Origin of the sequence: Sphingobacterium sp. UBA7625 (assembly GCF_002484085.1) — a bacterium.
Lineage (GTDB): Bacteria > Bacteroidota > Bacteroidia > Sphingobacteriales > Sphingobacteriaceae > Sphingobacterium > Sphingobacterium athyrii.
This window is the reverse complement of the sequence record NZ_DLJD01000034.1, coordinates 1-12,183: the sequence shown is the minus strand read 5'-3', so window position 1 is coordinate 12,183 and position 12,183 is coordinate 1. Positions and strand designations below refer to the sequence as shown.

Sequence of the window (12,183 nt, the reverse complement as noted above, 5' to 3'; positions counted from 1 at the left end):
TGATTATTTGGATAGTGAACTTGCAAGTACGGTGATGCTGTTCTCTGTTGAGGCAATACGGAATTTCTTGGCGGCAGTATATTCGGGTGAATTGTAGAATTTCTCTGCATCGGCAGGTGAAGAAAATTCGGTAACGTCAATGACAGGACTTGGATTTCCTTCCAGTGTTTTTACATTTGCATCGTAAATGATGGTTTTACCATTGTACTTTGCAAGAATCGGCTCCGTAGCTTTTCTGTATTGGAGATAACCTGCCTGATCGCTGATTGTGTAGTTGCCGACAAGATACCCATGTGCCTGTTCGGTCACCGGCTCGTTGGAAGAATCTACAGCGGTCTTATCTTTTTGGGAACCTTGGTCACAAGAAGTAGCCAAAAAAACAACTGCCATTCCAAAAATGGCAGACAGAATAGATTTGCTGTTATTTTTCATTTTGTCTGATCGTTTTAAAAGTTAAACTGAGTCAGACAAAATTAGAACGGTATCCTAAAAGCTTAGGAAACAAAATACTACTAAAAAAGAAACAAACTACTGATAGCGAAAGATTACTGTTTAGAGAACTCTGTTTTTTACAATAGCTTGTTGTCTATATTCCTTAGGCGTCATGTTAACTTGCTTTTTAAAGAATTTTGAAAAATAGTTAGGGTATTCAAATCCCAGATCATAAGCTACTTCTGTCGTATTCATTTCTATATTCTGCTCCAATAGTTCTTTAGCTTTTTTAATCACAAACTCGTGGATGTTTTCAAGAGCAGACTTCTTGGTAAAATGCTTTACTATGTCGCCTAGATAATTTGATGTAAGTCCCAATTTGTCTGCGAAGTACTGAACGCTTGGCAGTTGGGAAACTGGCTGGTTGTAATAATGGATTAACTCATGCTGAAAATCGGTAATTATACGATTGTACATTTTGGGGTCGGTAGAAAATTGTCGTTTGTAAAATGCCTCTACCAATGAAATGAGTAGATTTACATAAGACAGTAATACTGTAAAATTTCTATTTTCCCTTTCATAGTATTTGATCATTAAATGAAATACGGTGCTAATTTCTTCTACCTCTTCGTTGGTCAGATACAATGCTTCGTGCTGTCCGTAGTCAAGATAGGTTTTGAAAAGATTCCGGTTCTCTTCGATTATTTTTTTTGAAAGTTGCACATACATACCTGTGTAGGTTGGAACAACATCCCAACCTACAGCAATTTCCGGGCTGTTGAAAAATACTGCATTAAAAGGTTTTGCTTCAGAGTCAAATTTATTTACATACCCAATTTTTATAGAAATCCTGTAAAAATCGACTATGATCGGTTCTGATTTTAGTAGCATTTTTTCAGGAGCGTAATAGCCTACGTCGATATCATTGTTCAGCGGGCTATCTAAACCAAGATATTGATTATAAGAATGGAAGTCTACAAATTTTTTCATTACACAAAGTTACAAAATTGAGTTTTTGCATTGAATAATATTTAAGTTATATCAGTAAAAATTCAGATGAAGCCTTTACCATATTTGATTTCTGTATTTTAGAAAATGATTTACAAAGAATTTTTGGATTAGCAGATGCCGTACGCATCATTACTGAGTCTTTAACTGATAGATCTTTGATCAAATTAAATTATTTTTTTAACAAATTTATTTTTTGTAATATTTTCATCGAAAAACACGATAAATTCAGTATGGTTGATAAAATAATACTATTTTAGAATCCCAAACACAAAAATTGTCTTATAATTTTCTAAATTTACATTGCATAGGTGAAAAATCCAGACCTGCGAACAAATAAAATAATTACAAAAGTTGGAATGAAAAGATGATAATGCTCACAAATAAAATCAACTACAAAGACCTTTCAGATGGTGAGCTTATATCTTTAGTTAAGAAACAAGATCGTCTTGCTTTCACAGAAATATATGACCGTTACGCCATCACCATTTATTACAAAGTTAATAGCATTCTACTTGATGAAGACTCTTCGAAAGATATAGTCCAAGACCTATTTGCTTCGATTTGGGCGAGGACTGATAATCTCAAAAGCGAAGAAAATCTTGCCGGATATTTATTTATTGCTTCGCGAAACAAGGTTTTAAAGCTTATTCAAAAAGGAAAAACAAGAAGTGATTACCTTAATGAATTGGGTAAATATTGGACTTTGGCAAGCTACGATACAATAGACAAATTGGATGAAAAAGAATTAATGATGCTTGTCACCGAAGAAATCGCCAAGCTTCCTTCTAAGATGCAAGAAGTCTTTCAATTAAGTCGTGTCCAAAATCTTTCGCATAAGGAAATTGCGCAGCGATTAAATATAAGTGAGACAACTGTAAGAAAACAAGTTCAAAATTCGCTTCGTATCCTACGAACACGACTATCGAACTATAACACCTATGGATTGATTTTCTTGGCTCTATTTAGAAATCTGTAAAATTACTATCGGCCTCTTATCACCTTATTATTAAATTAAAATTACTTTTTTTTTAATTCTTATACTCCCTTGATCTCCTTCAAGGGTATTACTTAATATATGACAAACAATTTAGATGTATAACTAAATTATTATGGACAATAAATCCGGACGCGATCTTTTATCCAAATACTTGGAGGGTAATGCCAGCGAGCTTGAAAAACAAGTTGTTGAGGAATGGTATGCAAAAAAAATGTTATCAAATATTTCCAAACAAACTAAGGATGAAAATTACGAAAGAATTAAATCAGAAATGTGGACAGCAATTATTCCTGAATATAAACGCCCAACCTTTAAGCTTGGTATTTTTAAAGTTGCTGCAGCATTATTGATAATCTCAAGTATTAGCATTCTTTACTTTTTGATGAAACAGAAATACGACTCAGAAGCTAAGGATTATGTCAAACAGGAAATTCTTCCGGGTAAAAACGGAGCTACTTTAACACTCTCTAGCGGCCGGCAGATCAAATTAGCAGAACTAACTATTGGGAAAATCACAAAGGACGAAGGCATCTCCATTTACAAGTCACAGGATGGTTTTTTAGTTTACGAGAATTCATCTCATGGTACTGAGGCAAGTAGTATTAATAAATTATCCACTTCAAACGGTGAAACCTATATGGTGATTCTTCCAGATAAATCCAAGGTGTGGTTGAACGCAGCGTCGAGTTTGACTTTCAATACAAATTTTAAACATAACGGTATACGCAAAGTAATCCTAGAAGGAGAAGGATATTTCGAAATTGCTAAAGATCGGCTTCCTTTTTTGGTTGAAACTGCCAAACAGAAAGTACAGGTTACAGGTACTCATTTCAATATCAATGCCTACCAGAAAGATAATATTAAAACTACTCTGTTGGAAGGTTCTGTAAATGTCTTAACACATACAGAAACACGAAATTTGAGTCCAGGCCAGCAGTCGATAAACCATAACGGTCAATTAGCAGTTCGTAAAGAATCCGTCGAAAAAGTCGTTGCATGGAAGGATGGCTATTTTACTTTTGATGGAGATCTTGAAACAACAATGGCCATGCTGGCCAGTTGGTATGATGTAGAAATTGAATTCACATCGTCCGCGCCAAAGGGTCTAAAATTATGGGGTCGTGTTTCACGAAATAATACTTTACAGCAAGTACTTTCACAGCTAGAACGTACCAATAAAGTAAACTTTATTATAAAGGAGCGCAAAGTATATATCACTCAATAAAAACCTATGTTTTACATTAACAACCTAAAAATTATGAAAAAGAAAAGAGAAAGACCTTAAAGAATCAAATGCGTAAGATGTACTTGACAAAGCCGTAAAGTGTACCACCACTTTACGGCCAAATGGTTAAGTAAATCTATACATTTAATTGACCAACTAACCCAATTTTAGTACAGAAACTAACCCATTATCAAAGGTATGGAAAATACTTTTATTTATTCAGTTCGGTATATCGTAAAGCCAGCTAAAGTATTGCTCATTATGAAATTGATCGTTGTCTTAATGACTATTTTTATAACCCACGTGTCCGGGAAAACCTTCGGACAGATTGTTTCTATAAATAAGAAAAATGCCTCCCTGGAAACTATCATCGACCAGTTACAGAAACAGACAGGTTATGATTTTGTATTAGACCGGGAAATATTTAACAGATCTGAGAAAATTGATTTGAATGTAAAAAATATAAGTCTGGATGAAGTTCTTAAAAAAATTACTGTAAATACGGACATCAGTTATTCTATTCAGGGACACTCTGTCGTATTTTCAAAGAACAATCCTAAGCCACGGGAGCAGAAGATGAACCCATCACGACAACAGGAGTTCTTTGGAGTTGTTACGGATGAACGGGGAGCTCCCTTGTCTGGCGCTACCGTGAAAGTTAAAGGAAAGCAAGTTGTTTCCTTAACCCAAAAGACCGGTGCCTTTTCGCTACGTGATTTGGTTTCTGGAGATGTTCTAATCGTCACTTTTTTAGGATATGAGTCACGCGAATTTACTGTATCATCTGCCCACCTTACTGGGAAAGATTATTTAATTATTCAGTTATCTGCACTCGTAGGGACCTTGGAAGAAGTTTCCATAGTCAATACCGGTTATCAAAAGATTAGTCGGGAAAACGTTGTTGGATCTGTGGCAACGATGAATCGAAAAGAGTTGGAGAAACGTAATGCGGTAAATATTTTAGATAATCTTGAAGCAACTGTCCCTGGACTAATTCAGTATCAAGGCGTAACAACAATTAGGGGCGTGAGCACAATGCAGGCCAACATGGGTGTATTGGTCGTCGTGGATGGACTGCCTATCGAAGGGTCAATTGCGGATATCAATCCCTATGATGTTGAAAATATCACTATATTAAAGGATGCTGCCGCAGCTGCGATATATGGGGCACGAGCGTCGAACGGTGTCATTGTAGTAACTACAAAAAATGCCAACCAGGTTGGTAAAACAATTGTTGAATTAAATTCAAACTTAACAGTCACGAACAAGCCCGACTATAGTTATCAGAATATGATGACAGCGTCTGAACAGGTGGATTATGAAAGGAAATACAGCGAATGGTGGTTCAATGGTGCCGGAGGCACAATTCAGGATCCCATCGGTTCATTTGAATCTTCTGTTGCACAAGGTCGTATGATTACACCCATCCATTACGCCTTTTACAGATTTAAATCAGATCCTACAAAATTCAGTCAGTCCCAGCTAGATGAATTACTCAACAAGTATAAAGAAAATGATTTCTTGAAGGACTACAAAAAATATGCGCTGCGTAATGAATTTTTACAACAGCATAATATTGCAATAAGGACGAATTCGGGGAAATCGCAAAATAATCTAGTCATAAACTATCGAACAGACAATGGCGGCATTATAAATGCCTTCGATCGACAGTTCAATCTTTTCTACAAAGGCTCGTACAAGTTTGCCAATTGGTTTGATGTAGAATACGGCGTGAACAGCGTTATCGGTAAAACGAGACAGCACAATAGTAGATTTGCTATTGACCCTCTAAGTGCGCCAGCATATATGAGCCTATATGATGCGGATGGAAATCCGTCGGATCTAAGGATTTATTATAATGCATACAACAATATCACTGAAACTACTCCTGAGTTGTTTTCAACACATTTCAACCATCTGGAAGAACTCGGTCGCGATTTTAACACTATTTCAAAATTAAACACACGCTACCATATTAATTTCAATATTAAGGTAGTTCCGGGGCTGACGATACGTCCAATGCTGCAGTATGAAGACAACCGTACGGATAATTCGTCTTACGCTGAAACCGAAAGCTACCAGATGCGGTGGTTACATAATGTATATACCCAACGGACGGGGACTCCAGGGGCATATACCTACACCAATCTATTGCCACGGGGAGGTATGCTCACAACTATAAATGCCAAGGAAAGCAGCTATACTGCTAGAGGGCAGGCGGATTATGTTAAAGAATTTGGTAAACATTCAATAAATGCATTAGTTGGAGCAGAATTTCGTGAAACACGATATGGTGGTACTAGAGGACTTTTGTTAGGGTATGATGAGCAGTTACAGATTCATAGTACAGCTAATGTAAATTTTGGCGACTTGTATAATGTTACTTCCAGTTTCCTGACACCTGGCTACAATCCGCAACAGTTTGACTATCCAACACTGGCAGAAAATTTAGGTATTATTGTAGAAGATTGGCACAAATTCGCATCCGCGTATGCAAACCTAACTTACACTTTCGATGGAAAATATAATGCATTTGGTTCTGTTCGAAAAGATTATGCTGACTTATTTGGTGGGGATAAAAAATATCGTGGAAGACCACTTTGGTCTCTAGGAGCTTCCTGGATAGCCTCAAAAGAGAACTTCATTAACCAATATTCGTTTATAGATTTTTTAAAGATTAGAACTTCCTTTGGACTCACCGGTAACATGGACCCCACGACACCAGCCATACTAGCTGCAAGCACTGGAATCAATGAAGAAACGAGACTACCAAATGCCTCCGTTTCAACGCCGCCCAATCCTTTTCTGCGTTGGGAAAAAACAGAGACTATTAACTTGGGAATTGATTTTTACCTATGGAAAAGTAAAGTAAAAGGTACTATTGATTGGTATAGGAGACGTGGTACAGATCTCTTAGCCAATAGAAGAATGGATCCATCAGAAGGCTTTTCATCCATGGTCATTAACAATGCTAGTATGGTAAACAACGGAATTGAGGGAAGCTTGGGGTATGCTTGGTTCCAACCCAAAACAAATGATGATTTCTCTTGGGCTACAAATTTAATTGCATCATATAACCGTAATAAAATAACATATGTGGATCAAGTGACTAGGGCACCGATTGCCCTCGCAATGGGAGAAGGATTTAAAGAAGGCTATCCTGTACGATCTCTTTTCTCCTTTCCTTTTGCAGGATTGAATGATCAAGGAGCACCGCAATGGTTTAATGCAAGCGGAGGTACAACTACACAATCACTAAATGCATCGGATATTGATGCTATGGTATTTTCTGGAGGAACTGATCCGAAAATCAATTTAGGGTTAAATAATGACTTAAATTACAGAGGCTTCTCCTTAAGTGTTTTTGCTGTTTACTACGGTGGTCATTTTTTCAGAACACAACCTTACCCTACTCCAGAGCTGATGCAGGGCCCATATAACAGGGCATTACCAAACTATTTACTAAGGAGTTGGACACCTGAAAACACGGACACAGATGTACCTGGAAGTGGTGAGTATTATCGGGAGATCTCCTCGACAACTCAATATCAATTTGCAAATATAGGTGTACGTCCATCAGATTTCATAAAGATCCGAAATATTGTCCTTGGTTATAGCCTTCCGCAGTCGTTGATCTCAAAAATAAAAGCCAACACTGTTAAATTTAGATTCCAACTGAACAACCCAGCAACGATATGGACAAAAAAGAATGGTCTGAAAATCGATCCTGAAACAATGGGCATGCCGGTTCCGATCTCTTATGTAATGGGTCTAAGTGCTAACTTTTAACAAAATATATAGAATGAAAAGTTTCATAAATATCGTATCTGCCGCAGCAATGCTGTTATTTTTTGGCAGCTGTGAAAAATATACTGATATATCGCCAAAAGGTAAAAACCTGCTATCTACCGCAAATGATTTAGATTTATTAATGAACGTTAATTACTCCGGTAGCGGATTTAATTCGCTTAATCAGTCTGTTTTGATAAACGACATGTATCCACAAGCCGCTAATGTTCCAAATATAATCAATGGCAATGTAAAAAACCTCAATTACGCCCTATTGACCTATGATGAATCCATCAATAGAGCTGACTTAACGGGAACTGATGGGGCATATGAAGGACTGTATGAAATTATCTCACGCGTTGCTAATATTGTGCTGACTAAAGCAGATGAAGCAAGTGGAGATCCAAATTTAATCCGCCAGCTAAAGGCGGAAGCTTTAATCGTCAGAGCTTATATGCATTATATCCTAGTCAATATTTACGCAAAAGCTTACGATCCAGCCACAGCGACCATAGATGGAGGAATTCCCTATGTGGAAGATATAGCTCTTAGCGAAACAAATACAAAAAAAACAGTGCAGGAAGTCTATAACAAAATGGTAGCCGATGTAAATGCAGCACTGGATTTACAATCTTTACCCGATAAACCAAAAAATAATATGCGTGTGGGCAAAGCATTTGCTTATGCGGTGAAAGCACGTATTCTTCTGTCAATGCGTGATTATGCTGGAGCCTTAGAGGCAGCGGATATTGGACTAAAATATAACAACGTATTAGAAGATCACCGTCCTTATTTGCCAACCAGCAATGGAGGATCTGGTCTTGAGGTTGCCCGTGATGGGTTAACTGCCCCCGATAATTTATTATATGCCTATTTTGGTAAAGCTTGGCCAAATACCTTTTCACCGACCTATGAAATCTTAAATAATTACTACGAGCCGGGGAATATAATAAAAGACCATACAACTACATATGATTATACTTACGGACAGATACTTTCCGGACTTCCGGGTATACCCATGTTTTTCGCTATTGCTTATCAGCAAAATGCCGCTGGAATGACGACTTCAGACTTAAAACTCATTAAAGCCGAAGCACTTATCCGTATGGAGCAGATTTCTTCGGCAATGGATATTATAAATGAGATCCGTATCCGAAGAGTCTTTCCTTACAATCCCATTTCAGCATCAAATGAAGCTCAAGCAATGCAATTGCTACAAAAAGCAAATCGAATCGAATTCTTATTTACCTGGAGAAATTTTGCCGATATCAAACGCTGGAACAAAGAGGGAAAATATTCGGTACAAACGCAACGTACAATAAACGGGAAAACCTATAGCTTGTCCCCAACATCTGCAATGTGGATCTTTCCTTTCCCACAAAGTGCGACAAACTTTAATCCAACATTACAACAAAACTATTAAACGACATAAAAACAGTAATATGAAAAATAATCTAAAACAAATCACTATTGTGAAATTGAGCATGATTTTGATCGGACTCCTATTCTTTGCTAGTCTACATGCACAAGAGAAAGCCAAGCTGGCTGTTGGATCTAAATTACCACCACTGCGTTATGCCAAATGGATTAAGGGTAAGGAAATCAAGGAATTTAAAGAAAACCATGTCTATGTTTTTGAATTTTGGGCAACCTGGTGCGGTCCATGCGTTGCTGCCATGCCACATCTCTCCGAGCTGGCTAAAAAATATGAAGGAAAAGCCACATTTATCGGCGCCAATGTGTGGGAAAAAGTAGGTAGCAAACCTTATGAGTCATCTCTGCCCGCCGTTGAACGCTTTGTAAATTCTAGCGGTGACCGCATGGCGTATAACGTTATTGCAGACAATAACGCTCAGGACATATCTAAAACATGGCTTGTTCCTGCAGGACAAGAAGGAATTCCTACGACCTTTATTGTTAAAAACAACATTATACAGTGGATTGGTCATCCTATGAAAATAGAGGAAGTGATCAATGATATTATCAGTGGTTCTTTTGATCCGATCGCCTATCAGAAAAAGCATGAAAAGGAACATTCAAAAGAACAGGAACAACGTGAAAAAATTAGTAGAATTTTTAAAGGTGTCAACGCCGCAGCTGAAGCAAAAGATTACGACTTAGCCTTTAAACTAATTGATGAAGGGGTCATTGAACTACCTGTTATGAAGTACGCACTGAAATTTCAGAAGTTTAAGATTTTACTTGATAATAAAGCGGAAGCAGATGCAATGAAATACGCAGATGAATTGCTAAAAGAAGACAGTTCTTCTTATGCCGCTATGCTTGCTGTCACCATCACGGATAAGGATGGATTGTCAAAAGAAGCTTACAAAAAAGCAGCACAATTATTTGAAGCTGAAAAACAAAAAGTATCCATGTTATTTGAAAAGCTTGCTCTGACATATAGCAAAATGGGTGACTATAAGATGGCCGTGGATGCAATGGAAAAAGCAATAAGCAAAGGACAGGAAGAACTGAAAGATCCTAACTTTCAAGGTCGCGTTTTCGATTATACAATCGAAGAATATAAAAAGAAATTAGTTGACTACAGATCAAAATTATAGAAGATGATTAAAAATTTTATAATCATCTTTGTTTGCACGCTTTGGATACAGCAAAGTTGTTTTGCACAGCAACTTAAACATGCTACTGCAGATCTTTTGGCTACAAAGGATCCCGCGGCGCTTGATCGGTCCATAGATTCTTTGCTCGATGGCTCTGAAGAGGATGCTAATTCTGTATTGCAGTTTTACAGGATCAAACAGGATATTGCAAATGTCAATAACGTTACAGATATCATATCAAAAAAATATCCCCACGGGGAAGCTGCAGCGATACAAGCGACTTTGCATCTTCATCAGCAATCTGATATGGTTGAAGTGGAAAGATTATTTGATGAATTTGTAAAAAGGTTTGATAAACAGCAGGTAATAAATCTTTACCCGGTAGTAGCTGACAGGGCAGCCAAGAGTAGAAGCCTAGAACATTTTATTAAGTATTGGGGCAAAATTGAAGATCCACAGATGAAAGATATGATCTTGAAATTATGTGGCCCTATGTTAATAAAGAGTGCCCCCCGGCGGATGAAGAGTCTTTTTGATAAAAAACTTGCTGAATTTAATATCGAGAAAGATAATCCGAAAGAATATTACGATTTATTGGAAATATATTCCGATATCCATATGGAATTACGGGATTACCCTAAAGCATTAAATGAGATAGAACGTGTCTTTTTATTCCGACAAGAAAAAAGTGATGATTTTTTGAATAAATATGCGAAGCTATTATCCTTAAACCAACAGTATGAAAAATCATTTGTTATTTTTGACAGCTTAATCCGTAAGGGTCAAGGGAATGACGAATTAAAAACTGAACTTGCGCTATCATTTAAAAAGCTTTTTCCGTCAAATGATTTTGATCAATATTTAAATGGTATCCAATCAAAGCTGAACGAGAAGATCGCGACGGATATCGCAAAAGATATTGTCAAAGAAAAAGCTCCTGATTTCAAAATAACGGATGCGAAGGGAAAAGTTTATAGTTTAGCAGATTTCAAAGGAAAATACATCATTCTGGATTTTTGGGCTACTTGGTGTGGCCCATGCAAAAAGTCTTTTCCTGCAATGCAAAAGGCAGTAGACAAATTTGCAACCGACCCAAGTGTAAAGTTCTTATTTATACACACTTGGGAACGATCGAAAAATCCAGTCCAAGACGCAACTAGTTACTTGAGAGAGAAAAACTACAAATTTGATCTTTACATGGATCTAAAAGATAACAAAACAGGTGTAAATCATACCATTTCACAATTTGGGGTAGATGGTATACCTGCTAAATTTATAATAGACCCAAAAGGTTTTATACGTTATCGCGGCACCGGCTTTGGAGGTGGTGACGATAAATTGGTCGCAGAACTTTCTGCAATAATTGAATATATTAAAAAGAACTAACATTGAAAACTAATAGCAGAAGTCTTTAAATTTAATTTATTTAGACTTCTGCTATTTTTGTTACTTAAATTTATGGAGAAGCTATCTTGAATTAGAGTTTGACGTTTTTACTGTTATCATTTATGAATATCGAAATTTTACAACCTTTATTACACTATAGCCTTCATTTCTTAGCCCCAGGGCTCGTCGCATTTGTTTTTTTTAAAGATCAATGGAAGCGCGCTTGGATTATTATGATTGCAACTATGCTAGTTGATCTTGACCATCTATTGGCTACACCCATTTTCGACCCTGAGAGATGCAGCATTGGTTTTCATCCTCTACATTCTTATTATGCAATCGCCGTCTACATTACACTGCTATTTTTCCCAAAAACTAGAATCATTGCTGTAGGCTTACTACTTCATATGATTACCGACTGGCAGGATTGCCAATGGCATTAACTTTTTACAATATTTTTGTGTTGCCGGGTGGGTTCTACCTACTTTAGGAAAATGATTGCATCACTAAAGATATTGGTACCGATGACAACATTGGCTGCTATTGGATCATTATATCCTGAAATCTCCCTCCCTTCGATGGAATTGGTCGTGGTTACTATCATGGGATTAAACTTTTCAATCAGGCATGGTTAATACCCAAGCCTAATATACATTATTTATTCTGAATTAATATGTTTGTCAATATTAACTAGCTAGACTATTACACACTTTGTTAGGCTACGATATTGGTTTATAATCGCTGGCCTGTAGTGGGTATTTATAGGGATACTTACCATA

General features: G+C 36.9%; 10 protein-coding genes. 7 read left to right on the top strand and 3 right to left on the bottom strand.

The window, feature by feature from the left end; translation table 11 throughout:
- Positions 1–3 precede the first annotated feature (3 nt).
- Both B4G94_RS15850 and B4G94_RS15845 read right to left on the bottom strand, forming a co-directional pair.
- The gene (locus tag B4G94_RS15850) at positions 4–432 is read right to left on the bottom strand and encodes a DUF1330 domain-containing protein (protein WP_286860029.1); all 429 of its coding nucleotides are present in this window, start codon (positions 430–432) and stop codon (positions 4–6) included.
- A gap of 120 nt (positions 433–552) precedes the next feature.
- The gene (locus B4G94_RS15845; protein ID WP_286860027.1) at positions 553–1,422 is read right to left on the bottom strand and encodes a helix-turn-helix domain-containing protein; all 870 of its coding nucleotides are present in this window, start codon (positions 1,420–1,422) and stop codon (positions 553–555) included.
- Positions 1,423–1,813: 391 nt separating this feature from the next.
- Between B4G94_RS15845 and B4G94_RS15840 the strand changes: the two genes are divergently transcribed.
- The 7 genes from B4G94_RS15840 (at position 1,814) to B4G94_RS15810 (ending at position 11,847) form a co-directional block, all read left to right on the top strand.
- A complete protein-coding gene (locus B4G94_RS15840; protein ID WP_286860025.1) occupies positions 1,814–2,419 on the top strand; it encodes an RNA polymerase sigma factor in 606 nt (201 codons plus the stop codon).
- Between the two features lie 133 nt (positions 2,420–2,552).
- Positions 2,553–3,665, top strand: coding sequence for a FecR family protein (locus B4G94_RS15835; RefSeq protein WP_286860023.1), 1,113 nt, complete (start codon positions 2,553–2,555; stop codon positions 3,663–3,665).
- 198 nt (positions 3,666–3,863) lie between these two features.
- The gene (locus B4G94_RS15830) at positions 3,864–7,454 is read left to right on the top strand and encodes a SusC/RagA family TonB-linked outer membrane protein (protein ID WP_286860021.1); all 3,591 of its coding nucleotides are present in this window, start codon (positions 3,864–3,866) and stop codon (positions 7,452–7,454) included.
- Between the two features lie 13 nt (positions 7,455–7,467).
- Positions 7,468–8,877, top strand: coding sequence for a RagB/SusD family nutrient uptake outer membrane protein (locus B4G94_RS15825; protein ID WP_286860020.1), 1,410 nt, complete (start codon positions 7,468–7,470; stop codon positions 8,875–8,877).
- Positions 8,878–8,896: 19 nt separating this feature from the next.
- Positions 8,897–10,018, top strand: coding sequence for a TlpA disulfide reductase family protein (locus B4G94_RS15820; protein ID WP_286860019.1), 1,122 nt, complete (start codon positions 8,897–8,899; stop codon positions 10,016–10,018).
- 306 nt (positions 10,019–10,324) lie between these two features.
- On the top strand, positions 10,325–11,404 hold the full coding sequence (locus tag B4G94_RS15815; RefSeq protein ID WP_286860018.1) for a TlpA family protein disulfide reductase: 1,080 nt from the start codon (positions 10,325–10,327) through the stop codon (positions 11,402–11,404).
- A 122-nt stretch (positions 11,405–11,526) separates the two neighbouring features.
- A complete protein-coding gene (locus B4G94_RS15810; protein WP_286860016.1) occupies positions 11,527–11,847 on the top strand; it encodes a DUF6122 family protein in 321 nt (106 codons plus the stop codon).
- Between the two features lie 38 nt (positions 11,848–11,885).
- Here B4G94_RS15810 and B4G94_RS15805 read toward each other — a convergent pair whose 3' ends face one another.
- Positions 11,886–12,008: a heavy metal-binding domain-containing protein gene (locus tag B4G94_RS15805; RefSeq protein ID WP_286860014.1), complete on the bottom strand. Its 123-nt coding sequence runs from the start codon at positions 12,006–12,008 to the stop codon at positions 11,886–11,888.
- Between the last annotated feature and the right edge of the window lie 175 nt (positions 12,009–12,183).